The sequence below is a fragment of the Hamadaea flava genome (assembly GCF_024172085.1).
GTDB lineage: Bacteria > Actinomycetota > Actinomycetes > Mycobacteriales > Micromonosporaceae > Hamadaea > Hamadaea flava.
On the sequence record NZ_JAMZDZ010000001.1, the window covers coordinates 8,569,949 to 8,594,774 of the forward strand.

Annotated in this window: 18 protein-coding genes; 17 read left to right on the forward strand and 1 reads right to left on the reverse strand. The window is 70.3% G+C overall.

Going from position 1 to position 24,826, the window contains the following annotated elements; all coding sequences use genetic code 11:
* Positions 1 to 28: 28 nt before the first annotated feature.
* Positions 29 to 841, reverse strand: coding sequence for a phosphotransferase family protein (locus tag HDA40_RS39940; protein ID WP_253763276.1), 813 nt, complete (start codon positions 839 to 841; stop codon positions 29 to 31).
* A 160-nt stretch (positions 842 to 1,001) separates the two neighbouring features.
* On the opposite strand from HDA40_RS39940, the gene HDA40_RS39945 reads away from it, so the two are divergent.
* From HDA40_RS39945 to arfA, 17 genes are all read left to right on the forward strand, one after another.
* Positions 1,002 to 2,414, forward strand: a complete 1,413-nt coding sequence (locus tag HDA40_RS39945) for a phosphatidylinositol-specific phospholipase C domain-containing protein (RefSeq protein WP_253763277.1) — start codon at positions 1,002 to 1,004, stop codon at positions 2,412 to 2,414.
* Between the two features lie 136 nt (positions 2,415 to 2,550).
* On the forward strand, positions 2,551 to 3,831 hold the full coding sequence (locus tag HDA40_RS39950) for a Gfo/Idh/MocA family protein (RefSeq protein WP_253763278.1): 1,281 nt from the start codon (positions 2,551 to 2,553) through the stop codon (positions 3,829 to 3,831).
* Positions 3,824 to 4,867, forward strand: a complete 1,044-nt coding sequence (locus HDA40_RS39955) for a Gfo/Idh/MocA family protein (protein ID WP_253763279.1) — start codon at positions 3,824 to 3,826, stop codon at positions 4,865 to 4,867. The genes HDA40_RS39950 and HDA40_RS39955 overlap by 8 nt, the downstream gene beginning before the upstream one ends.
* A gap of 45 nt (positions 4,868 to 4,912) precedes the next feature.
* Positions 4,913 to 9,154, forward strand: a complete 4,242-nt coding sequence (locus HDA40_RS39960; RefSeq protein ID WP_253763280.1) for a glycoside hydrolase family 38 N-terminal domain-containing protein — start codon at positions 4,913 to 4,915, stop codon at positions 9,152 to 9,154.
* Positions 9,155 to 9,204: 50 nt separating this feature from the next.
* Entirely contained in the window at positions 9,205 to 10,959 is a 1,755-nt protein-coding gene (locus HDA40_RS39965; RefSeq protein ID WP_253763281.1) for a hypothetical protein, read from the forward strand.
* A gap of 164 nt (positions 10,960 to 11,123) precedes the next feature.
* Positions 11,124 to 12,422, forward strand: coding sequence for an ABC transporter substrate-binding protein (locus tag HDA40_RS39970; protein ID WP_253763282.1), 1,299 nt, complete (start codon positions 11,124 to 11,126; stop codon positions 12,420 to 12,422).
* Positions 12,423 to 12,493: 71 nt separating this feature from the next.
* A complete protein-coding gene (locus HDA40_RS39975) occupies positions 12,494 to 13,450 on the forward strand; it encodes a carbohydrate ABC transporter permease (RefSeq protein ID WP_253763283.1) in 957 nt (318 codons plus the stop codon).
* A complete protein-coding gene (locus HDA40_RS39980; protein ID WP_253763284.1) occupies positions 13,450 to 14,301 on the forward strand; it encodes a carbohydrate ABC transporter permease in 852 nt (283 codons plus the stop codon). Before HDA40_RS39975 ends, HDA40_RS39980 begins: the two co-directional genes overlap by 1 nt.
* Positions 14,302 to 14,456: 155 nt before the next feature.
* The gene (locus tag HDA40_RS39985) at positions 14,457 to 15,455 is read left to right on the forward strand and encodes a Gfo/Idh/MocA family protein (protein ID WP_253763285.1); all 999 of its coding nucleotides are present in this window, start codon (positions 14,457 to 14,459) and stop codon (positions 15,453 to 15,455) included.
* Positions 15,455 to 16,327 carry a sugar phosphate isomerase/epimerase family protein gene (locus tag HDA40_RS39990; protein WP_253763286.1) on the forward strand — a complete coding sequence of 291 codons (873 nt, stop codon included), beginning with the start codon at positions 15,455 to 15,457 and terminating at the stop codon, positions 16,325 to 16,327. Before HDA40_RS39985 ends, HDA40_RS39990 begins: the two co-directional genes overlap by 1 nt.
* A complete protein-coding gene (gene iolC, locus HDA40_RS39995) occupies positions 16,327 to 17,322 on the forward strand; it encodes a 5-dehydro-2-deoxygluconokinase (protein ID WP_253763287.1) in 996 nt (331 codons plus the stop codon). Before HDA40_RS39990 ends, iolC begins: the two co-directional genes overlap by 1 nt.
* Complete coding sequence (locus tag HDA40_RS40000; protein ID WP_253763288.1) at positions 17,315 to 18,187, forward strand: Cgl0159 family (beta/alpha)8-fold protein; 873 nt, start codon at positions 17,315 to 17,317, stop codon at positions 18,185 to 18,187. Before iolC ends, HDA40_RS40000 begins: the two co-directional genes overlap by 8 nt.
* 10 nt (positions 18,188 to 18,197) lie before the next feature.
* Positions 18,198 to 19,064, forward strand: coding sequence for a 5-deoxy-glucuronate isomerase (iolB, locus tag HDA40_RS40005; protein ID WP_253763289.1), 867 nt, complete (start codon positions 18,198 to 18,200; stop codon positions 19,062 to 19,064).
* A complete protein-coding gene (gene iolD / locus HDA40_RS40010; RefSeq protein WP_253763290.1) occupies positions 19,061 to 20,950 on the forward strand; it encodes a 3D-(3,5/4)-trihydroxycyclohexane-1,2-dione acylhydrolase (decyclizing) in 1,890 nt (629 codons plus the stop codon). The genes iolB and iolD overlap by 4 nt, the downstream gene beginning before the upstream one ends.
* An 8-nt stretch (positions 20,951 to 20,958) precedes the next feature.
* On the forward strand, positions 20,959 to 22,455 hold the full coding sequence (locus HDA40_RS40015; protein WP_253763291.1) for a CoA-acylating methylmalonate-semialdehyde dehydrogenase: 1,497 nt from the start codon (positions 20,959 to 20,961) through the stop codon (positions 22,453 to 22,455).
* Between the two features lie 36 nt (positions 22,456 to 22,491).
* Positions 22,492 to 23,280, forward strand: coding sequence for a GntR family transcriptional regulator (locus tag HDA40_RS40020; protein WP_308197810.1), 789 nt, complete (start codon positions 22,492 to 22,494; stop codon positions 23,278 to 23,280).
* A gap of 19 nt (positions 23,281 to 23,299) precedes the next feature.
* Positions 23,300 to 24,823, forward strand: a complete 1,524-nt coding sequence (gene arfA, locus HDA40_RS40025) for an arabinosylfuranosidase ArfA (RefSeq protein ID WP_253763292.1) — start codon at positions 23,300 to 23,302, stop codon at positions 24,821 to 24,823.
* Positions 24,824 to 24,826 lie beyond the last annotated feature (3 nt).

Sequence of the window (24,826 nt, forward strand, 5' to 3'; positions counted from 1 at the left end):
TTCACCCGACCCGGGTGATCCGGCCTCGTCAGGGGTGGCTGAACAGTTCGTCGACCGCGCGCCGGGCGTTGCGGAGATAGTCGTCGCGACCGGATTCCAGACCGTACGCGAGATCCTCCAAGGCGGTGCACCGTGCGTAGAACACGGCCCGTTCGCGGGTCTGCTCATCCAGACCCGGGCGCAGCGCGTCGAGCGTATGCACGCCGAGGTCGCGGGCCAGCCGGCCCAGATCGGTGGCGGGATCGGCGACGGCGCAGTCGGACCAGTCGATGATCCCGGTGATCGTCGCCCCCTCCACGAGGACGTGCTCGACTCCCAGGTCGTTGTGGGTGAAGACCAGCAGTTCGGCGGGCTCCGGCGGGTCGTCGGCGAGGAAGCCCGCGATCCGGCGGCGTACGCCGTCGGGTAGGTGCTCGGCCAGATCCCGGGTCTCGGCGAGCCAGGCGGCCGGGGGCGTGTCGTCCACCCCGGCCAGGTCGCCCAGGCGCTCGGTGGGCGCGGTCTGCAACTGGGCGAGGAAGGCGCCGAGCACCGCGGCATATCCGTCGCGGCCGGTATGCGTCAGCAGTGGGTGGCCAGGGATCCGGCGGTACACGAGCAACCCGTGTTCGGGCCGGATCAGCACCGGCTCGGGGACGGGCAGCTGGGCGTACTCGGGCACGACGGCGAGGATGGCCGCCTCCCGGCGCACGTCGTCGGCGGCGTCCGGGCCGGCGGCCACCCGGGCCACCAGGTCGTCGTTCACGGCGTACGCGTGATGGTCGAGCCCGCTGCCCAGCGGCGTGACGGATCGGACCGAAAGCTCGGTGGGCAGCAGAGCGCGCACGTCGTCCGGGTTCACGGTCCTGAGGGTAACGACGTCCGCCATGTCTGATCATCAAGACCACCAAAACGGGCATAGCGCACTATATGGTCGTTTCCTGGCGAGTCGGCTCCGGAGCCACTGTCCTCGCCACCGATGACCAGGAGGTCTTGTGCGTCACCCGATCCGATTTCTTGCCGTGGCCTTGCTGGCTGCAGTGGCCTGTCCTGCTCTCGCGATACCTGGCGCGGCCGCGCCCCGTGTGAAGAACCTGCCGTACCGGGATGCCGTCTTCGCCGCCACCCACAACAGTTACTCCGGCGGCATCGGCGGCGACCGGGGCGACCTGGCGACTCAGCTGGACAACGGGGTTCGTCAGCTCGAACTCGATCTGCACCTGGTCAACGGCCGGTTCGAGGTCGGGGACGACGGGCCGGGTGACGCGGTCTACCACGGCGGCGCCAACCCGAAGACCAACGCGCTGCCCGACTGGCTGCTCACCATCAAGAAGTGGTCGGCGAAGCACCCCGAGGCCGCGCCCATCACCCTCGTCCTGGCCGTGCACAGCAACCTGAACTCCGACCGAGGTGTCGCCAGCGTTCTCGTCGACGACCTGACGGAGAACATCGGCGACGACCGCCTCGCGGTGCTCACCCCGAACGCCACCGTCGACGGCCTCAGCGGCAAGATCATTCCGGTGTTGTCCGGTCGCCAGGACTCACGGCTGGCGTACCTGCGCGATCAAGGAACTGTGCCCGCGGTGGCGGTGAACTCCCACGGCCAGGTCGTCGAGGTGCACGACTCGGGCCACGGCACGTTGTGGTACTGGATCGGGCAATGGCAGGCCGACGACACCGTGCGGTGGCTCTCGCATGGCCGCTACGACACCGGCACCAATCCGGCCGTGGCGCTCACCGACGACGGCATGCTCGTCGAAGTGCATCAATCAGAACACGCCAAGCAGCTCTTCTACCGGCTGGGACAGATCGACAGCACAGGCGGTCTGCGCTGGCGGGTGCCGTCGACCTCCTATGGCGACGGTGAACGACCGTCGCTGCTGCTGACCGGCCCGAACACCGTCAACGAGATCCATCGGGCCGACACACGCGCGGTGGAGTACCTCACCCGGACCGGCCAGATCGGCCAGAAGGAGATCAGGTGGTCGGGCCTGACCCTCACCCATGACGACGGGCATCCCACCGACTGGGGATGCACGTCCGCGTCGCGGTGCATCGAGGTTCGGTCGGCCACCTTCACCTTCATGATGGAGAAGACCCTGCAGTACCGGACGAACGTGTTCGACTCCTCGGCCTGGCAGCGCGTGATCTACCCGCAGGTCATGGCGACCGAGGTGCAGTACGAGGACAGCAAGGATCGCGCGGCGTACCTGGTGCTCCTGTTGAACAGCACATTCGCCGCAGCGCCGGCGGATCGTGGGGTGGCACAGACCACCTGGATGAACGACGCCCGCGACTGGGGACGTCCGCTGCGCGAGTGGGGATTCGCCCAGGACAGCCAAGGTCTGCCAGTCCCGAACTTCCCGTCGACCGACTACCCGTACGCCGGCTGGTACAAGCGCTACCTGGAGCGGCGCCCGCACTACGTCTCCTGACGCTGCGACCGCCCCGCCCGCCCCGGAAGGTGCGGGCGGGGTCGGCAGGCGGCGGGCGGTTCCGATCCACAGAAAGCCCCGCTAAGATCCGCTGAAAGCGCTTTCCAAGCCGAGGCGCTGCCGAGACTCTTCAGGAGTGACATTGGGTCGCGACCGCACCCCGCCGTCCGTGGTACTCGTGGGTGCGCACGGGCACGGCCGGGGCCACCTCGAACATCTCGCCGCGCGTACGGCGGCCGGCCGGGTCCGGCTCGCGGGCGTGGCCGACGTACGCCCGCTCGACGAGCAGCAGCAGGCTCTCGCGGGCGACAGCCTCTTCGATACCGACGCCGCCCGGGTGATCGCCGAGGTGCGCCCGGCGATCGTGGTGATCTCGACGCCGATGCACACGCACTCCAACCTGGCCCGGTTGGCCTTCGAGGCCGGGGCGCACGTGTTGCTGGAGAAGCCGCCGACGCCGACGATGGCCGAGTTCGACGCCCTGCTCGCCGCGCAGCAGGCCGCCGGGGTGGCCTGTCAGATCGGCTTCCAGGCGTTCGGCTCCCGGGCGTACGCCGAACTGGCGAACCTGGTTGCGACAGGAGCGCTCGGCGAGATACGCCGGATCGGGCTCACCGGCGCGTGGACACGGGCCGCGTCCTACTACGCCCGAGCCGCCTGGGCCGGACGCCGGTCGCTGGACGGCGTACCGGTGATGGACGGCGCGCTGACCAATCCGTTCGCCCACGGGGTGGCGATGGCCGTGCGCCTCGACGGCTCAGGTGGGGCGGAGCCGGTCAGCCAGGTCGAGGTCGACACGTATCGGGCGTACCCCATCGAAGCCGATGACACGGCCAGTGTGCGGATCACGACCGCGCGCGGCACGACGGTCACCGCCGCGGTCACGCTGTGCGCCGAGACGGCCCGCGAGCCGATCGTCGAGGTCGTCGGCAGCGCCGGCAAAGCCGAGCTGTGGTACACCGAGGACCGGCTGCGGACGGCCGACGGCGAGTGCCGGTTCGACCGGGTGGACCTGCTGGACAACCTGCTCGACCATCTCGCCGACGGCGTGCCGCTGGTCGCGCCGCTGGCTGAGACGAGGTCGTTCATGCAGGTCGTCGAGGCGATCCGGGTCGGCCCGGCGGCCACCGAGATCGAGGCGCGGTTCCAGCGGCAAGACGGCGACCGGCGCATCGTGCCAGGGGTCGACGACGTGGTACGCCAAGCGGTCGCCGCCGGAGCGCTCTTCAGCGAGCTGCCGGTCGCCTGGGCCACCGGCAAACCGTTCCGCTGGACCGAAAGCGACCGTGAACGCTCGGCTGAAAGCGTCCGTGAACGCTCGACCGAAAACGACCGTGAACGCTCGACTGACAGCAACCACGTAAGCCAGGCCGGAGGCCGGATCGAAGGCCAGAGCGGGGTGAACGCCGATGAGTGAGCCGGTGCGGTTCGCGGTGATCGGGGTCGAGCACGGTCACGCCCTCGGCTTGACGTCCGGCCTGCTCGCGGCGGGCGCGCAGTGTGTCGGCTTCCACCATCGGCCGGACGAAAGCGACGGCGCGGTCGCCCGCAATTTCGCCGCGACGTTTCCGGATGTCCCCGCGGTCGACGACGCGCGGCGGCTGCTCGACGATCCCTCGATCGCCCTGATCGTGACCGCCGACGTGCCCGACCGGCGGGCCGCCGTCGCGGTCGCGGCGATGCACTCCGGCAAGGACGTGCTCGCGGCGAAGCCGGGCTGCGTGAGTTTGGCGGAGCTGGCCGCGATCCGGCAGGCGGTCGCCGACACCGGCCGGTTCTGGTCGGTCAGCTTCTCCGAACGCTTCCATGTCAAAGCCGTGGTACGCGCGTCGCAACTGGTCGCCGAGGGCCGGATCGGGCAGGTCGTGCAGACCGTCGGCCTGGGCCCGCACCGGCTGGACGCGCACACCCGGCCGGGCTGGTTCTTCGACCCGCGCCGGGGCGGTGGCATCCTGACCGACATCGCCGCCCACCAGGTCGACCAGTTCCTGCACTTCACCGGTTCGACGCAGGTCGAGATCGGGGCGAGCACGGTCGCCAACCACGCCAACCCGGACCGGCCGCGCTTCGCCGACTTCGGCGAGCTGCTGCTGCGTGGCGACCGTGGGCACGGGTACGCCCGCGTCGACTGGTACACCCCGGGCGGGCTGCCGGTGTGGGGCGACGGCCGGCTGACCGTCCTGGGCACCGGCGGCTATCTGGAGATCCGCAAGAACCTCGACCTCGGGGGTGCCCCTGGTGGCGACCACCTGTTCGCCGTAGACGGCGATCGCGTCGAGCGGATCGACTGCTCCGACGTCGACCTGCCGTTCTATCCCGACCTGCTACGGGATGTCGCCGAACGGACCGAGCGGGCGATGCCCCAGGCCCACGCCTTCCTCGCGACCGAGCTGGCGATCCAGGCCGACCTGCGGGCGACCCACGCCGGCACGCTGACCGGCTACCTCGCCTGACCTGACCACCTGAGCACCACAGCACCACAGCAAAATGGAGTGAAGATGCGCATCGAGTCGGTCCACAGCACCGAGTTGTTCGCCGGACCGGCGTCGGCGCCCCGGCAGATCGTCCGGGTCGCCCTGAGCGGCCTGACCCGCCCGGTACGCCTGGAGGTGCACGGCCCCACCATCACCACCCCCGAACCGGTGCCGATCACCGACACGGGAGAGACGACGGCCGAGGTGGGCGTACACGTGGCGGCGCCGGCGACCCCGGGTTCGGTGCACCAGGTGACGGTGAGCGCCGACGACGGCGAGCAGCGCCTGACCTTCGACGGGCAGGTCGTCGCGGCCGAGACCGGCTGGACGATGTGGATGGTGTCGCACTTCCATTACGACCCCGTGTGGTGGAACACCCAGGCCGGCTTCACCGAGGTCTGGCACAAGCTGCCCGACCTGCCGTGGGTGCCCAAGCTGCGCCCGCCGTTCGTGCGTACGGCGTTCGACCTGGTGCGTGCGCACGTCGACGCGGCACGGCACGATCCCGACTACAAGTTCGTGCTCGCCGAGGTCGACTACCTCAAGCCGTACTGGGACGTGTTCCCGGGCGAACGCGAGCAGCTGCGGCAGTTCCTGCGCGACGAACGCGTGGAACTCGTCGGCGGCACCTACAACGAGCCCAACACCAACCTGACCCATCCCGAGTCGACCATCCGCAACGCGGTCTACGGCATCGGCTACCAGAGTGACGTGCTCGGCGGCGAACCGCGTACCGCCTGGATGCTCGATGTCTTCGGGCACGACCCGGCGTTCCCCGGCCTGATGGCCGACGCGGGTCTGGACTCCAGCTCGTGGGCGCGCGGCCCGTTCCACATGGTCGGCGCGAAGCGGCACACCGGCGACATCACCCGCATGCAGTTCCCCAGCGAGTTCGAGTGGGTGTCGCCGGACGGGCGTGGGCTGCTGACGAGCTACATGGCCAACCACTATGTCGCCGGCTGGGACGTGGAGCGCAAGGAGACCCTCGAAGAGGCGATGGCCGAAGCCTACGCCCAGTTCAGCGAGCTGAAGGAGGTCGCGGCCACGCCCAACGTGATGCTGCCGGTCGGGCACGACCACAACGTCCCGTCGCGCTGGTGCACCGAGGTGCACCGGGAATGGGCGGCCCGCTACGTCTGGCCGCGCTTCCGCGTCGGCCTGCCCCGCGAGTTCTTCGGGGCGGTCCGGGCCGCCCTGTCCGGTGGCGACCCGAGCCTCGCACCGATGCCGCCGACGACCCCACAGCGGCTGCTGAGCCCGCAGACCCGGGACATGAACCCGGTCTACACCGGCAAGGACGTGTCCTACATCGACACCAAGCAGGCGCAACGGGCCGCCGAGATCGCGGTGCTCGACGCGGAGCGGCTCGCCACGCTGGGCTCGCTGCTCGGCGAGGCGTACCCGAGTGAGGCGCTGGACAAGGCTTGGCGGCTGCTCATGTACGGCGCCCACCACGACGCCGTCACCGGCACCGAGTCCGACCAGGTCTACCTCGACCTGCTCGCGGGCTGGCGAGAGGCGTACGAGCTCGGTGCGGGGGCGCGCGACGCGGCGATCCTCGGGCTCGCGGGCCACGCCGACACCACCGGCCCAGGTCGGCCGATCCTCGCGGTCAACTCGCTCTCGTGGGCTCGCGATGGCATCACGACGGTACGCGTGAAGCAGACCGAGCCGGGGCCGGCCGGTGTCGAGCTGCGCGACGACACGGGAGCGGTGGTGCCGGCGCTGGCTGAGGGAGTGCTGCGGCACCCCGACGGCAGCCTGGCCGAGCTGACCCTCACCTTCCTGGCCACCGGGGTGCCGTCACTCGGGTTCCGGGTCTACCACCTGGTCCCGGCCGACGCGCTGCCCGGCGGCTGGACGGAGCGGCCGGCAGAGACCGCAGCGGAGAACGAGGCGTTCCGGATCGAAGCCGACCCTGCCCGGGGCGGTGCGCTGCGCCGGATCGTCGATCGGCGTACCGGGCGGGACCTGATTCGCCCGGACGGCCTCGGCGGCGAGCTGTATCTACAAGAGGAATACGACAAGCACCCGGTGTGGGGCGAAGGCCCCTGGCACCTGCTGCCGAAGGGCCCCGGTATCGGCGCGGGCACTCGACCGGCGACCGTGTCGGTGCAGCAGTCGCCGATCGGGCAGCGGATCGTGGCCACGTTCGACCTGGCCGGGCTGCGGATCACCCAGGAGGCGACGGTGTGGACCGGTGTCGACCGGGTCGACTTCCGTACGCACGCCGACGGCTCGATCGGCTCCGATCACCTGCTGCGTGCCCGTTTCGAGCTGGACGTTCCGGGTGCGCTGCCGGTGAGCGAGGTCGGCTTCGCCGCGATCGGGCGCTCGTTCGGCTTCCCGAACTCCGACGCGGCCGAGCATCTCTACACACTGGACAATCCCGCCCACACCTGGGCCGGACTGTCGGCGACTGCCCGGATCGCCCTGCGGCACGAGGACGGAAGCGTTGCCGCGCACGCGATCGGCGTCGCCGAGGTGATCGCCGATCCGGGTCAGGACGGGGTACGCGCGCTGCTGGATCGGCTCGTCGCATGCGGGGTGACCGCCACGCTGACGCCGCCTGGCGGGCCCCGTTATGGTGCGCTCGACGGCGACTCGAACCTGCCCGACATCCGCATCGTGCTCAGCGCCGAGTACGCCGCCCGGGTGCTGGAACCGGCGTACCGGGCGGCGCTGGACCGGACGGGCCGCGTGTTCGTGCCCGCCTTGCGCAGTCGCCGGGACACCTGGGTGCCCGGCGCCGACCTGCGGGGCGTACGCGATCTGCCCCTGCTGGTGCTCGGCGGCGTCGACTCGGTGACCGCCGACCTCGACGACGCGACCGTCGAGGTGACCGTCCCGGCCGGGCTGCCCAGCACGGGCGAACCCGTCGACGACTACTCGGTGGCCGTCGTCAACCGGGGCACACCCGGCTTCGTGGCGGAGAGCGACGGCTCGTTCTACCTGTCGCTGATGCGCTCGTGCAGTTCGTGGCCCAGCGGCGTGTGGATCGACGGGCCGGCCCGGCACACCCCGGACGGCTCGGGTTTCCAGCTCCAGCACTGGACGCACACCTTCGAATACAGCCTGGTGGCCGGGGCAGGGGACTGGCGGCAGGCCGGCTTCGTCGCCGCCGGGCAGGAGGTCAACCATCGGGTGGTCGCCCGGGACGTCCCGGCCGGACCGGGCCCGCTGCCGACGACGGCCAGCCTCGGCTCGGTCGAGCCGCCGCAGGTCGTGCTCACCGCGCTCAAGCCGGCGGGCAACCCGATGGCGGCCGGCCGATCCGGCGACCTCGACCCGGCGGCCGGGGTCACCGTGCGGCTCTACGAATCGACCGGCCGGCCCGCGACCGCGCGCGTACGCCTGCATGGCGGGCTGCGCGACGCCACGGTCGCCACGGTGCTCGAAGACACCGGCCACAGTGGCTCGACAGTGGAATCCGATGGCGACGGTGTGACCCTCCCGATCGGACCGGCGCAGATCGTCACCCTTGGCCTGCAAGCGAATCCCCGTACGTCGGCGTCGACTCGGCAGGCCGAGCCAGCGCAGCCGGTGTTCACTCGATACTGGCTGCACAACAAGGGACCGGCTCCCGCCGGGTATCTGCCGGTTGCAGTGCATGTGCATCCGTCGGTGCTGACCCTGGCCGGGCCGGACACCGAGGACGTCGTCCGGGTCACCGTGGCGACGACGGCGAGCCCGGCCTCCGGTCTGGTGGAACTGGCGGTGCCGGACGGGGTGACGGCGACCCCGGCCGGGCCGCTGAAATACGACCTGGCTCCGGGCGAGCACGCCGAGTTCGAGATCCGGCTGCGGGCGTACGCCGACGGCACCCGGTTCGTCGCCGCCCGCCTCCGGGACGACCTCGGCCAGCTCCTCGAAGACGTCGTCGCGGTCACCGTCGGAGCCCCGCCGATCGACGACCCGCTTCAGGTGGAGGTGACCTCCGGCGCGTTGGAGCTGGCACCCGGCGGCGAAGGCCGACTGACCGTCCGGCTCGCCAACTCCGCAGCGAGCGAGATCCGTGGCGAGGCGCTGCTGCTCAGCCCGTTCGGGACGTGGGACGCGCTGCCGGGCGATCTCGCGGCCGGGCCGTGGGCACAGGGCTTCGCCGTTCCGGCCGGGGCGACCGAGGAGTTGGCGTACGCCGTCCGCGCGCCCGGCGACGCCCGGCCCGGTGCGCAGTGGTGGGCGGCGGTCAAGGTGGGCGCGTTCGGCCGGGTCTTCTACACCGCGACGGTCCCCGTCACCGTGGTCGATCCGGGGCGGGCGTGAGCCCCAGCGTCCCGCGTTCTCCGGAATAACACGAGGTAGGGTGGCCCCCCATGATCGACACCCCGTTTGTCACCCAGGTACACGCCGGCCTGATCGAGCAGGTCCGGTCGATCGCAGCGGAGGCCCGCGCCGGCGGCTGGACTGGGCTGCAGCACCGTCGGCTCGCCGAGCGGCTCAAGGTGCTGGTCGCGGCCTGGCGGCTCGGTCTGGACACCGGGCTGACGGCCGAGCAGCTGTTCGGGCACGCCGTCACGCTGACGGCTGCCCTGCGCCGGCTCCAAGGGCCGAGTGGGCTGTTCACCGGCGGTGACAATGTGGACTCGCCACCCGACTCGGCGTTCAGCGTCAACGACCTGGCCGACATCGCGTTGATGCTGCGGCTGGACGGCACTCCGCTCGCTGCGGCGGCCCCCGAGGCGGAGCGCGAGGTGGCGGGCGAGCTGGAGGCGATGCTGACCGTGATCACCCCGGCGCTGCTCACCGGGGGCGTGCACACGCCGAACCATCGCTGGGAGTTGTCGGCGGCCCTGGCCCGGCTGCACCGGCTGTGGCCGCTGACCGCCCTCGCCGCCCGGGTGGAACAGTGGCTGGCCGAAGGCGTCGACCTCGACGACTCCGGTCTGTACAGCGAGCGCAGCGCCAACTACGCCGCCCACGTGTCGAATCCGTCGCTGCTGGTCATCGGCGAAGTGTTCGGCCGTACCGAGCTTCTCGACGCAGTCGAGCGCAACCTCGACGCGACCCTGGACCTCCTGCTGCCGGACGGTTCGGTCGAGACGATCCTGTCGCGGCGGCAGGACCAACGCTTCCCGATGCGGCTTTCGGCGTACCTGTTGCCGTTGCGCGAGATCGCGCGGATCCGCAAGCGGCCCGATCTGGCGTGGGCCGCGCAGCTGGCCCTGACCCAGGGCCTGCCGTCGCCCGGTGACGCGGCGACCCTGCTGGTGCTGAACCCCGACATCGCGCTGGAGCTGCCGCCGGCCGAAGCGCCGGCTCGGCGACGCCGGGGAGTGTTCCCGGCGGCCGGGCTGGTCGTCGACCACCGCCCGGCGGTCACGAGCGTGGTCTTCGGCGGCTCGGACCACCCGAGGCAACAGCGGATCCGATCCGGGCTGGCCAACTCGCCGACCTTCCTGCGCCTGTACGCCGGAGCCGCCGTGCTGGACAGCGTGCGGCTGTCGCGGACGTTCTTCGGCCTCGGGCCGTTCCGTGCCGACGGCCTGACGCTCGACGGCGACACGGTGACGCTGGCGGAGACGGTGAGCGCGGCCTACTACCAGCCGCTGGATCCGGCCGACCGCGACCCGCGCGGCGAGTACGCGCTGGTGGACGACGGGCGGTTCAGCGCGGCCATGGACTTCGGCCGCCGAGTACGCGACGAAGTGGGCCTGGACAGCGTCGTGAAAATCGAGCTGGCCGAGGACGGCGTAGAGCTGACGCTCGATCTGTCCGGCGCGGTCGTGGACTGGGCGCTGGAGTTCGCGTTCCGGCCCGGCGGATCGATGACCGGCGTGCGGGCGCTGCGCGAGAACGTGTGGCAGCTCGATGCCTCGGCCGGTACGCGGGCCGAATACCGGGTCGGCGACGATGTGATATCAATCGATTTGAGCGAGGCGTCGGACGGCGCCGGGGAGGTCGTGGCGGCGGCTCACGCGGCTCCGTCCTACGAGCCCGGCGAAGAGTATCGATTCCTGGGCGGAACGGACGCGGCGGCGGGGGAGCTGCTCTACGTTTCCGGCCGGGTTCCGGCGTGTGTCCGGCTGAAAATCTGCGTCGCTAACAGGTCACAGTTGCCGCAGATTTAGCTCGGAGCTATCTCAAAATTCCCAGGTCAGGCGCGCTCTTAGCACGGGCTGGTGCGCTCATATGTCAGGAGAAAGTAAAGAGAGTATGTCCTGACTATTGACCTGGAAAGCGCTTGCCGATTAGCGTCCCTCGCCATCAAGGCGATTACTTTCGAGGAGACCGCATGACGACTTCCCAGGCTGCCCCGAGCCGGCTTACCCGCCGGGGCTTTCTCTCGGTGGGTGCCGCGGCAGCCCTGAGCCTGACGGCGCTCAGCGCCTGTAGCTCCGACGACGGCGACGGTTCGGGCGCCAAGAAGATCACCTTCTGGCTGTCCACCTCGGCGCAGCTCGACGGCTACACCAACCTGGCCAAGGAGTTCGAGGCCAAGGAGGGCGTCACGGTCGAGATCGTGAACGTCCCCTACGACGGCTACCAGGACAAGCTGCGGCAGTCCGCGCAGGCCAACTCCCTGCCGGACGTCGCCAGCGTCCCGTCGCTGGACCCGATCTGGATCAACCAGCTCCAGGACCTGAGCGCGACGGCGAACAACGAGGCGAACAAGATCCGCAAGGACATCCTCACGGTGCAGGACGGCAAGACCCTCTGCATCCCGTCGGACATCACCGCGGCCGGTCTGTTCATCAACAAGACCCTGTTCGCCAAGGCCGGGGTCGAGTTCCCCACCGACCCGAACAAGACCTGGACCTGGGACGAGTTCCTCGCCGCGACGGCGAAGGTCCGTGACGCGGCGAAGGCCAAGTACTCCCTGGTCTACGACAACTCGCCGGCCCGCATCCGGGCGTTCATCTACAACAACGGCGGCAAGGGTTTCCAGCTCGGCTCCGACGGCAAGTACGCCACCCCGGACGACGCCACCATCCAGGCGCTGACCAAGTTCGCCGCGCTCAACGACGACAAGGTCATGCCGAAGTCGGTGTGGACCTCCGGCGCCGACCCGAACGCGCTGTTCAAGAGCGGCCAGGTCGTCGCGTACTTCTCCGGGGTCTGGCAGGTCGCCGACTTCGCCGAGGGCATCACCAACTTCGAGTGGGCCAGCGCCCCGACGCCGGGCCCGGTGCACGCCACCGACATCAACCTCGGCGGCAAGGTCGTCGCGTTCACCAACGGCGACCGGGCTTCGGCGGCCAAGAAGTGGGTCGACTTCATGTTCCAGCGGGACAACTACGCCAAGCTGGCGCAGTCCAACGGCTACCTGTCCGTCGAGGCCGGCCTGGACCTGAAGTACCCGTTCACCAAGCAGTCGGCCCTCGACGCGTTCGCGCTCTACAACAAGGAGATCGAACTGGCCGACCCGATCTCGTCCTCGGGCCAGGCGGCCGGCACGACGCTCGTCCTGAAGGGCAAGGCGATCCAGACCGATCCCACCAAGACGGAGATGGCCAAGTTCATCAACGGCCAGCAGGACGTCCAGAAGACCGTCACGAACATCGTGAACGGGCTCAACGAGCAGGTCGGCTGACGCCACACCGCGACGCCCGCCGGCATCGGCCGATGCCGGCGGGCCCCGCCCGTCGGAAAGGGACAGGATTCATGGTGGACAGCATTCGCCCGACGGCGTCGGAGCCGAGTCCCGAGGTGCGCCGGGGGCCGGAGCCGGTGCGGCCCCGGCAGCGGAACGGGCGCCGCAAGCGGTACACCGGAGCGCCGCTGGTGCTCATCTCGATCAACCTGCTCCTGTTCGTCACGTTCTTCGTCTGGCCCGCGATCACCGGCCTGATGTACTCGTTCACCAGCTACACCGGCGTCGGCCCGGCTCCCTGGGTGGGGCTGGACAACTACCAGCGGCTGCTGCAGGACGACGCCTTCTACGCCGCGCTGATTCGCACCCTCGTCTACACCGCCGGCGTCGTGCCGCTGACGATCGTGCTGTCGCTGGGCACCGCGGTGCTGCTCACCAGCCCGTACGCCAAAGGTAAGACGATCGCCCGGATCGTGTTCTTCCTGCCCTGGCTCATCTCGCCGATCATCGCGGGCGTCATCTGGCGCTGGCTGTTCGGCGAGAACTTCGGCCTGGTGAACTACCTGATCACCTCGCTGGGCGGCAAAGAGGTGGCCTGGCAGTCCAACGGGAATCTGTCGCTGATCGTCGTCATCATCGCCGCGGCGTGGGGCGGCACCGCGTTCAACATGCTGCTGTTCGTGGCGGCGCTGAAGAACGTGCCGACGGCGTACTACGAGGCGGCGTCGCTCGACGGAGCCGGCTCGTGGGCGAAGTTCCGCCGGATCACGTTGCCCGCCATCGCGCCGACGACGTTCATCGTGGTGCTGCTGAGCATCCTGCACTCCATGAAGGAGTACGCGCTGATCAAGGCGATCAACGACGGCGGGCCGGGCAGCACCAACAACCTGCTCGTCCAGTACATCTACACGAAGGGCTTCGAGCGCGCCCAGATCGGCTACGCCAGCGCCGCCTCCTTCGTCCTGATGCTGATCCTCATGATCGTCGCGATCATCCAGCTGGTGATGAACCGCCGGAAGGAGTCCTGATGGCTGCGCGAGCCAAGCGTCCGGCCGCGCCGGGCGAACTGACCAAGAAGTTCTGGGCGACCGCCGTCATGTGGCTGCTGGTCGCCGTGTACGGCGTACCGGTGTTGTGGTTCCTGCTCAGCTCGTTCAAGCCGGCGGGGGAGCTGTTCTCGTATCCGCTGACGCTGTTCTCCAAGCACCCGACGATCAAGGGCTACACCCAGGCCTGGACCAGCTTCGACTTCGCCCAGTACTTCCTCAACACGCTGATCGTGGCGGTCGCGGCCACCGCCCTGACCATCGTGGCCAGTGCGATGTGCGGCTACGCGCTGGCCAAGTACAACAACTGGTGGATCAGAGCCTTCACGGTCTGCATCCTGGCCACCACCATGCTGCCCGGCGAGGTCATCCTGTCACCGCTGTTCCTCGTCGTCCGCGACCTGGGCATGTACAACAGCATCGCGGCGGTCGTGGTGCCGTCGGTCATCACGGCGACCGGCACGTTCATGTTCCGGCAGTTCTTCCTCAGCGTCCCCAACGACCTGCTGGAGGCGGCCCGCATCGACGGCTCGGGCGAACTGTCGACGTTCCTGCGGATCATGCTGCCGCTGTCCCGGCCGATCATCATGACCCTGGCGGTGTTCTCGTTCCAGTGGCGGTGGAACGACTACATCTGGCCACTCATCGTGCTCAACGACCCGAACAAGTTCACCCTCCAGATCGGAGTGGCGAGCATCGTCGGCGCGGAGAACGTCAACTGGTCGGTCCTACTGGGAGCGTCCGTGCTCTCGATGGTCCCGCTCGTGGTGATCTACCTGGTGTTCCAGAAGTACGTCATGAACGCCGACATCAACGCAGGTCTCAAGGACTGATTCCGCGCTGGGCGTCGCCCGGGCCGCGCGGGGCTTTGTTCGGACAAAGTTATTGTGAGAATGTCAGGACAAATCTTGACGGCAGGGTCGGCCCGCCGGAAAGATGTTGTTCGGAACCGAGGTCCGCTGGGCGTCGGCCGGGAAGGGAAATGCGCATGCGTATCGGGGTAGCCGGGGTCGGGCGGATCGGCGCTTTCCACGCCGAGACCCTGCGGAATCTGGCCGGCGTCGACGAACTGGTGCTGGCCGACGCGTACTCCGGCCGGGCCAAGGAAGTGGCCACATCGCTCGGCGCCGACTGGACCGAGACCGTCGACGAACTGCTCGCCGCCAACCTGGACGGTCTGGTCGTCGCGGTGGCCACCGACGCACACGCCGACCTGATCCTGCGCGGCGTCGACCGCGACATCCCGGTGTTCTGCGAGAAGCCGGTCGCCCCCGACGCCACAGGCACGCTGGCCGTCGTCGACCGGGTGGCCCGCTCGTCGGTGCCGGTGCAGATCGGCTTCCAGCGCCGCTTCGACGCCGGCTACACCGCCGCTCGGGAGGCAGTCGCCGCCGGCCGGCTCGGCTGGGTGCACACACTGCGCGGCGGCACACTGGACGCCGCTCCGCCGCCGGCCGCGTACATCCCGGTGTCCGGTGGCATCTTCCGCGATTGCAGCGTCCACGACTTCGACATCGTCCGGTGGGTCACCGGGCGCGAGGTGGTCGAGGTGTACGCCGCCGGCGCGAACCGGGGCGAGGACTTCTTCCGCGAGGCCGACGACGTCGACACCGCCGTAGCCGTCCTGACCTTCGACGACGGCGCCTTCGCCACCATCTCGGCCACCCGCTACAACGCCGCCGGTTACGACGTACGCCTCGACGTGCTCGGCTCGCAGGACAGCATCAGCGTCGGGCTCGACGACCGGCTGCCGCTGCGCTCGGCCGAACCAGGTGTCGGCTTCCCAACCGGTACGCCGTATCCGGGGTTCATGGAGCGGTTCGAGGCGGCGTACCGGCGGGAGCTGAGCGCGTTCGCCGACATCGTCGCGGGCCGCGCGGAGGTCACCTGCTCCGTGCACGACGCCCTGGCGGCGTTCCGCATCGCCGAAGCGTGTGACCGGTCCCGCCGTGAGCACCGTCCAGTTCGGATCGAGGGAGGCAACTGATGACCATCGCGGACCGGATCGCCGGTGCGCCCATCTCCTGGGGCGTGTGCGAGGTGCCCGGCTGGGGCCACCAGATGGCACCCGACCGGGTGCTCACCGAGATGCGCGACGTGGGACTCGCGGCGACCGAGTTCGGGCCGGAGGGATTCCTCCCTGACGCGCCCGCCGACAAGGCCGACCTGCTGCGGCAATACGGACTGCGGGCAGTCGGCGGATTCGTGCCGGTCGTGCTGCACGACCCGGCGGTGGACGTGCTCGCCACGGTCGCCCCGGCGCTGACCGCCTTCACCGCTGCCGCCGCGTCCACTCTCGTGCTCGCGGCCGACTCCGGCGCCACCGGCTACGACGAGCGGGTGGAGCTGGACGAGGACGCCTGGCGGACGCTGCTGGACAACCTGGACCGCATCGCCGAGGCCGCGGCCGACCGAGGCATCACCGCGACGCTGCACCCGCACGTGGGCACGATCGTCGAACGCCGGGCCGACGTCGACCGGGTCCTCGACGGCAGCCGCATTCCCCTCTGCCTCGACACCGGCCACCTGCTCATCGGCGGGACCGATCCGGTCGCCCTCGCCGCCGCCGCACCGGAACGGATCGCCCACACCCATCTCAAGGACGTCGACGACGCCCTGGCCGCCCGCGTACGCGCGGGCGAGCTGACCTACACCGACGCCGTCCGGGCCGGAATGTACCGGCCGCTGGGCCAGGGCGACATCGACATCGCCGCGATCGTGCGCGGACTGGAGTCCGCCGGATACACCGGCTGGTACGTCATGGAGCAGGACGCGATCCTGACCGCCGAGCCGCCGGCCGACGGCGGTCCGGTCGCCGACGTCCGGGCCAGCCTGGCCTTCCTCGGCGGAGCGGCCTGATGAGCCCACCGGCCGCGACGCCGCCCGAGGTGCGCGGACCGACCGAGCGGCCGTTCGAGGTCGTGACGATGGGCCGCATCGGGGTGGATGTCTATCCACTCCAGATCGGCGTGTCCTTGCGAAAGGTGACCAGCTTCGGCAAGTACCTCGGCGGCAGTTCCACCAACGTCGCGGTCGCGGCGGCCCGCCACGGACGGCGTACCGCGGTGATCACCCGGACCGGCGCCGACCCGTTCGGCGAGTTCCTGCACGACGCGCTGGCCGGTTTCGGGGTGGACGATCGGTACGTGACTGCGGTTCCCGGTCTGCCGACGCCGGTCACGTTCTGCGAGATCTTCCCGCCCGACGACTTCCCGCTGTACTTCTACCGGGAGCCGAAGGCGCCCGACCTGGAGATCGACGAGGACGAACTCGACCTCGACGCGATCCGGGCGGCCGACCTGTTCTGGGTCACCACCACCGGGCTCAGCCAGGAGCCGAGCCGCTCGGCCACGCTCGCCGCGCTGAGGGCCCGGGGCAAGTCCGGGCTGACCGTGCTCGACCTGGACTACCGGCCGATGTTCTGGTCCTCCCCGGACGAGGCCCGGCACTGGATTCAGCAAGCCCTGCCACACGTGACGGTCGCGGTCGGCAACCTCGAGGAGTGCGAGGTCGCGACCGGCGTACGCGATCCGAAAGCGGCGGCGCGGGCCTTGCACGGCTTCGGCGTCGACCTCGCCGTCGTCAAGCAGGGGCCGGCCGGCGTACTGGGGTCCGACGGGAAGACCGAGGTGTCGGTGCCGCCGGTGCCGATCGAGGTCGTCAACGGGCTCGGTGCGGGCGACGGCTTCGGCGGCGCGCTGTGCCACGGACTGCTCGCCGGCTGGCCGCTGGAGCGGGTCCTGCGATTCGCCAACGCGGCCGGCGCCATCGTCGCCTCCCGTCTGGCCTGTTCCGACGCCATGCCCACGACCGACGAGGTCGAAGCCCTGCTGGGAGAGGCCACCGATGCTTGACGAGCAGTTCCGGGCCATCGTGGACGCCCGAATGCGGCAGCCCGGGGCCGTCGCCGAGCGCGCCGCGGCCCGGGTCCGCCCGGCGTCGATGTTCAACGAGCGCGGACGGCTCATGATCATCGCGGCCGATCATCCCGCCCGGGGCGCGCTGCGCGCCGGCGACCGCCCGACCGCCATGGGCAACCGGGTCGACCTGCTGGACCGCATCGCGCTCGCGCTGTCGCGTCCCGGCGTCAACGGCGTCCTCGGCACCGCCGACATCATCGAGGATCTGCTGCTGATGGGTGCGCTGGACGGCAAGGTCGTGATCGGTTCGATGAACCGGGGCGGGCTGGCCGGCACGGTCTTCGAGATCGACGACCGGTTCACCGGCTACACCGCCGAGGTCATCGCCGCCATGGGGTACGAGGGCGGCAAGATGCTGATGCGCATCGATCCCGGCGATCCGGGCACGGTGGCCACGATGCAGGCGTGCTCGCAGGCCGTCACCGGGCTGGCCGAGCAGCGGCTGATGGCCATGATCGAGCCGTTCATCTCGCATCGGGTCGACGGCCGCGTCCGCAACGAGCTGACCGCCGACGCGATGGTGCGTGCGGTCAGCGTCGCGGCCGGCATCGGCGCGACTTCGGCGTACTCGTGGCTGAAGATCCCGGTGGTCGACGAGATGGAGCGCGTCGTGGCGGCCAGCACGCTGCCCGCGTTGATCCTCGGCGGCGAGGTGTCGGCCGACCAGGACGCCACCTTCGACAGCTGGCGCAAGGCGCTGGCCCTGCCGACCGTCTGCGGTCTGGTCGTGGGCCGGGCGTTGCTCTACCCGCCGGACGACGACGTCGCGGCGGCCGTCGACACCGCCGTGAGCCTGTGAGGGAGGCGAGATGAACGATCAGTACATCCCCGACGGGACCGGGGCCGAAGAGCCGTACCGGCTCGTGATCACGCCGGAACGGGCCGGGTGGGCGTACAGCGGACTGCGGGTGCTCGACCTCGCGCCGCGGCAGACCCACCAGTTCGCGACCGGTGATGAGGAGATGCTGGTCCTGCCCCTGTCGGGCGGCTGCGTCGTGCGGGCCGACGGCCAGGAGTATTCGGTCGACGGGCGGGCGAGCGTGTTCTCCCGCGTGACCGACTTCGTCTACCTCCCGTGCCGGACGGTCGCCGAGGTGACCTCGCTCGACGGCGGCCGGTACGCCCTGCCCAGCGCGCGGACCACCCGGCGGCTCGAGGTGCGCTACGGCGCGGCCGAGGACGTGCCGGTGGAACTGCGCGGCGCGGGCTCGGCCAGCCGTCAGGTGAACAACTTCTGCACTCCGGGGAGCTTCCCGACCGACAAGCTGATCGCGGTCGAGGTGCTCACGCCGGGCGGCAACTGGTCGTCGTATCCGCCGCACAAGCACGACGAGCACGGCGACGACGAACGGGAGCTGGAAGAGATCTACTACTTCGAAGTGGACCGGGAAGGACCCGGCTACCAGCGGGTCTACTCGTCCGGGCCGGACAAGCAGATCGATGTGCTGGCTGAGGTGCACAGCGGCGACGCGGTGGTGATCCCGTTCGGCTACCACGGGCCGTCGATGGCGGCCCCCGGCTACGACCTGTACTACCTCAACGTGATGGCCGGCCCGGCCGCCGACCGCGAGTGGCTGTTCCGGGACGATCCCGAGCACGCCTGGATCCGAGACACCTGGGCGGCCGAGCCGGTCGACCCGCGACTGCCGCTGACCGGCGCAGGGAGGAAGCAATGAGTGCGGCGAGCGAGGCGAGCACGGCGACCCGGCGGCTCACCGTCGCCCAGGCGCTGGTGCGGTTCCTGGCCAACCAGTACACCGAACGTGACGGGCGGCGGCAGCGGCTGATCGCGGGCTGCTTCGGCATCTTCGGCCACGGCAACGTCGCCGGCGTCGGCCAGGCGCTGCTGGAGGCCGGCGACGACCTGCGGTACTACCAGGCCCGCAACGAGCAGGCGATGGTGCACACCGCGGTCGGGTACGCCCGGATGACCAACCGGCTGTCGACGTTCGCCTGCACCACCTCGATCGGCCCTGGCGCGACCAACATGGTCACCGGGGCGGCGCTGGCCACCATCAACCGGATTCCAGTGCTGCTGCTGCCCGGCGACATCTTCGCCACGCGGGCGGCCAACCCGCTGCTGCAGGAGCTGGAGGACGGACGCAGCTTCGACGTGTCGGTCAACGACTGCTTCAAGCCGGTGTCGGCGTACTGGGATCGGATCAACCGGCCCGAGCAGCTGATCTCCTCGGCGCTGGCGGCGATGCGGGTGCTGACCGATCCGGCGCAGACCGGTGCGGTGACGCTGGCCCTGCCGCAGGACGTGCAGGCCGAGGCGTACGACTTCCCCGAGGACTTCTTCGCCGAACGGGTGTGGCGGGTACGCCGCCCGGCGCCGGACGCCGAAACCCTCGCCGAAGCAGTCGAGTTGCTGCGTACGGCGAGCCGGCCGCTCATCGTCGCCGGAGGCGGCGTGATCTACTCCGAAGCCACCGAGGCGCTGCGGGAACTGGCCGAGGCGACCGGGATTCCGGTGGCCGAGACGCAGGCAGGCAAGGGTTCGCTGGCCTACGACCACCTCGCCGCGCTGGGCGCGGTCGGCGCGACCGGCACCCACGCCGCGAACGAGATCGCCCGCGACGCCGACGTGGTGCTCGGCGTCGGCACCCGGTGGAGCGACTTCACCACCGCTTCGCGCAGCCTGTTCGCGAACCCCGGAGTGCGGTTCGTCAACCTCAACGTGGCCGGGCTCGACGCGTACAAGCACGCCGGGCTGGCGCTGGTCGGCGACGCCCGGGAAGGGCTGACCGCGCTGCGGGGACAGCTCGAAGGCTGGTCGGTCGCGCCGGCGTACCGGGACGAGGTGCGCTCGCTGGCCGCCGCGTGGGACGACACGGTCAGCGCGGCGTATGCGGCGAACCACGCCCCGCTGCCCGCGCAGTCGGAGATCCTCGGCGTGGTGAACGAGGTCAGCGGCCCCCGCGACGTAGTCGTCTGCGCCGCCGGGAGCATGCCCGGCGACCTGCACAAACTGTGGCGTACGCGGGATCCCAAGGGGTACCACGTCGAGTACGGCTACTCGTGCATGGGCTATGAGATCGCCGGCGGCATCGGCGTCAAGATGGCCGACCCGAGCCGCGAGGTCTTCGTCATGGTCGGCGACGGCTCCTATCTCATGATGGCGCAGGAACTGGTCACCGCCGTCGCCGAGGGCGTGAAGCTCGTCGTCGTCCTCGTCCAGAACCACGGCTTCGCCTCGATCGGCGCGCTGTCGGAATCCCTTGGCTCGCAACGCTTCGGCACCCGCTACCGCTACCGCGACGGGCGTACCGGTCAGCTGGACGGCGACGTCCTGCCGGTCGACCTGGCGGCGAATGCGGCCAGCCTGGGCGCCGACGTGCTGCGCGCCTCCGGGACGGCGGAGTTCCGGCGGTGCCTCCAGCAGGCGATCGCCTCTCTGCGTACCACCGTGGTCCACGTGGAGACCGACCCGCTGGCGCCCGCACCCGACTCGCGGGCCTGGTGGGACGTGCCGGTGGCGCAGGTCGCCGAGCTGGAGTCGACCCGTGCGGCCCGCGCCGATTACGAGACCCACAAGCGCGATCAGCGCACGTACCTGTGAGGACAGTCATGCGAACCATCGAGCACTGGATCAACGGCGCGGAGACCGCCGGAACCTCGACGCGCACCGCGCCGGTGTGGAACCCGGCGACCGGCCGGCAGCAGGCAGAGGTCCGACTCGCCGAGAAGGCCGACGTGGACGCCGCCGTCCAGGCGGCTGCCGCGGCCTTCGAGACCTGGCAGGACGTCTCGGTGGTACGCCGGGCGCGGGTGATGTTCGCGTTCCGTGAGCTGGTCAGCCGGCACGCCGACGAGCTGGCCCGGCTGGTCGCCGACGAGCACGGCAAGGTCGTCTCCGACGCGATGGGCGAGGTGATCCGGGGCCTGGAGGTCGTCGAGTACGCCTGCGGCATCCCGCAGCTGAGCAAGGGCGAATACTCCGACCAGGTGTCCGGGGGAGTGGACTCCTACTCGTTTCGGCAGCCGCTGGGCGTCGTCGCGGGCATCACGCCGTTCAACTTCCCGGTGATGGTTCCGATGTGGATGCATCCGATCGCGATCGCCACCGGCAACACGTTCGTGCTCAAGCCGAGCGAGCGCGACCCGTCGGCGGCCAACCTCATCGCCCGCCTGTACGCCGAGGCGGGGCTGCCCGACGGCGTCTTCAACGTCGTGCACGGCGACAAGACGGCCGTCGACGCGCTGCTCGACCATCCGCAGGTGGCCGCGGTCTCGTTCGTCGGGTCGACGCCGATCGCGCGGCAGGTCCACGAACGGGCGAGCCTGTCCGGCAAGCGCGTACAGGCGCTGGGCGGGGCCAAGAACCACGCGGTCGTGCTGCCGGACGCCGACCTCGACTTCGCCGCCGACCAGCTGATCGCGGCGGGCTTCGGCTCGGCCGGGCAGCGCTGCATGGCGATCTCCGCCGTCGTGGCGGTCGGCGCGGCCGGCGACCCGCTGGTGTCGAAGCTGCGCGAGCGGGCCGCCCGCATCGTCGTCGGACCGGGGCGCGACGAGACCTCCGAGATGGGCCCGGTCGTCACGGCCGAGGCGCGGCAGCGCATCCTGCGCGCGGTCGAGTCCGGTGTGGACGCCGGGGCGACGCTCGTGGCCGACGGCCGGGGCGTACGCGTCGAGGGGCACGATGACGGCTTCTTCGTCGGCCCGTGCCTGTTCGACGACGTGGACGTCGAGATGGACGTCTACCGGGACGAGATCTTCGGGCCGGTGCTCGTCGTGCTGCGTGTGGACAGCCTCGACGCGGCGATCGAGCTGATCAACGCCAACGCGTACGGCAACGGGACCGCGGTGTTCACCGGCAGCGGCGAAGCCGCCCGGACCTTCCAGCGGCGCGTACGCGTCGGGATGATCGGGGTCAACGTGCCGATCCCCGTGCCGATGGCGTTCCACTCGTTCGGCGGGTGGAAGGATTCGCTGTTCGGCGACCGGCACATCCACGGACCGGAGGGGGTCGGCTTCTACACCCGGGCGAAGGTGGTCACCAGCCGGTGGCCGCACGTGGCCGAGGCGTCCAACGCCCACCTCAACTTCCCGACTGCCCAATGAAACCCATTTGTCATGTTGTCCGGCCATACTAATGATGTGAGTACTGTGACCACCATTGCCACCGCGCACGGCCCTGCCGCGACCGACTCGCTGGCCGACCTCGTCGTCCTCGACAAGGCCAGCCCGGTGCCGCTCTACTTCCAGGTGGCACAGCAGCTGGAGGCGGCCGTCGAAGGCGGCAAGCTGCCGCCGGGCACCCGGCTGGACAACGAGATCGAGCTGGCCGACCAGCTCGGCGTCTCCCGGCCGACGATGCGCCGGGCGATGGAGTTCCTCGTCGACAAGGGCCTGATCGTGCGCCGCCGCGGAGTGGGCACCCGGGTGGTCCAGTCCCGCGTACGCCGTCCGCTGGAACTCACCAGCCTCTACGACGACCTGAAGAACGCCGGCCAGGAACCGACCACCACCGTGCTGTCCAACACGATCGAGCCCGCCACCGCCGCCGTCGCCGAGGCGCTCGGCCTGGCCGAAGGCACCCCCGTCGCGGTGGTCGTGCGGCTGCGCTCGGCGCGCAACCAGCCGCTGGCCCGCATGTGCAACTACCTGCCCGCCGCACTGCTGGAGATCAGCACCGAGGCGCTCGAATCGCAGGGGCTCTACCAGCTGATCCGGGCGGCCGGCGTACGCCTGCACGCGGCCACCCAGGTGATCGGCGCCCGCAACGCCACCGCCGCCGAGGCGCGTCTGCTGGAGGAGAGCCGCGGCGCGGCGGTGCTCACCATGGAACGCGTCGCCTACGACGACCACGGCACCCCGGTCGAGTACGGCACCCACATCTACGCCGCCACCCGATACAGCTTCCAGCTGAGCCTGCTCACGGGCTGACACCACATTTGGGAAGACGATGACTCACGCCACCCCGCGTACCGCCCGATTCACCCTCGATCCCGCCTTCCGTGTCGCGCCGGTGTCCCGGCGTACCTTCGGCTCCTTCGTGGAGCACCTCGGCCGCTGTGTCTACACCGGAATCTTCGAGCCCGGGCATCCAGCCGCCGACGCCGACGGCCTGCGTACCGACGTGCTGGAACTGATCCGCGAACTCGGCGTCAGCACGGTGCGCTACCCCGGCGGCAACTTCGTCTCCGGCTACCGGTGGGAAGACGGCATCGGCCCGGTGCAGGACCGCCCGAGCCGCCTCGACCTCGCCTGGCACAGCACCGAACCCAACACGTTCGGGCTCGACGAGTTCATCCGCTGGACGGGCAAGGCCGGGCTGGAGCCGATGATGGCGGTCAACCTCGGCACCCGCGGCGTCCAGGAGGCACTCGACCTGCTCGAATACTGCAACATCCCGGGCGGCACGCGGCTGTCGGACCAGCGCGTGGCCAACGGCGCGAAGCAGCCCCACGGCGTACGCATGTGGTGCCTGGGCAACGAGATGGACGGCCAGTGGCAGATCGGCCACAAGAACGCCGACGAGTACGGCCGGCTCGCCGCCGAGACCGGCCGGGCGATGCGGATGATCGACGCGAACCTGGAACTGGTCGCCTGCGGCAGCAGCGGATCGAGCATGCCGACGTTCGGGCAGTGGGAGGCGACCGTCCTCGACCACGCCTACGACGTCGTGGACTACGTGTCGTGCCACGCGTACTACGAGGAGAAGGACGGCGACCTCGGCGGCTTCCTGGCCAGCGCGGTCAACATGGAGAACTTCATCGCCGACGTCGTGTCGACCGCCGACCACGTACGCGCGAAGAAGCGCGCCAAGAAGCACATCAACATCTCGTTCGACGAGTGGAACGTCTGGTACATGAGCCGGCTGCAAGGCGAGCTCCCCAAGGACGAGTGGCCGGTGGCCCCCCGCCTGTTGGAGGACCACTACCACCTCGCCGACGCCGTGGTGGTGGGCAGCCTGCTGATCACGTTGCTGCGCAACAGCGACCGGGTCACCTCGGCCAGCCTGGCGCAGCTGGTCAACGTCATCGCCCCGATCATGACCGAGCCCGGCGGGCGGGCTTGGCGGCAGACCACGTTCCACCCGTTCGCCCAGACCTCCCAGTACGCCGTCGGCGACGTGCTGCGGGTCGAGCCGGTTTCGCCGACCTACCAGACCGCCGAGTACGGCGACGTCGACCTGCTGCAGGCGGTCGCCACCCACGACGAGCAGACCGGGGCCACGACGGTGTTCGCCGTCAACCGCTCGCAGGACGCGCCGCTGGCGCTGGAGGTCGACACGCGGGCGTTCGGGCCGGTGCGGCTGGCCGAGGCCACCACGCTCGCCGGCGACGACGCGTACGCCCGCAACACCGCCGACGACCCGGACCGGGTGACTCCGCAGCCGAACACGTCGGCAGCGGTCGACGGTGGGACGCTGCGGGTGTCGCTGCCGCCGGTGTCGTGGAACGTCATCCGGCTGGTCCGGGCCTAGAAA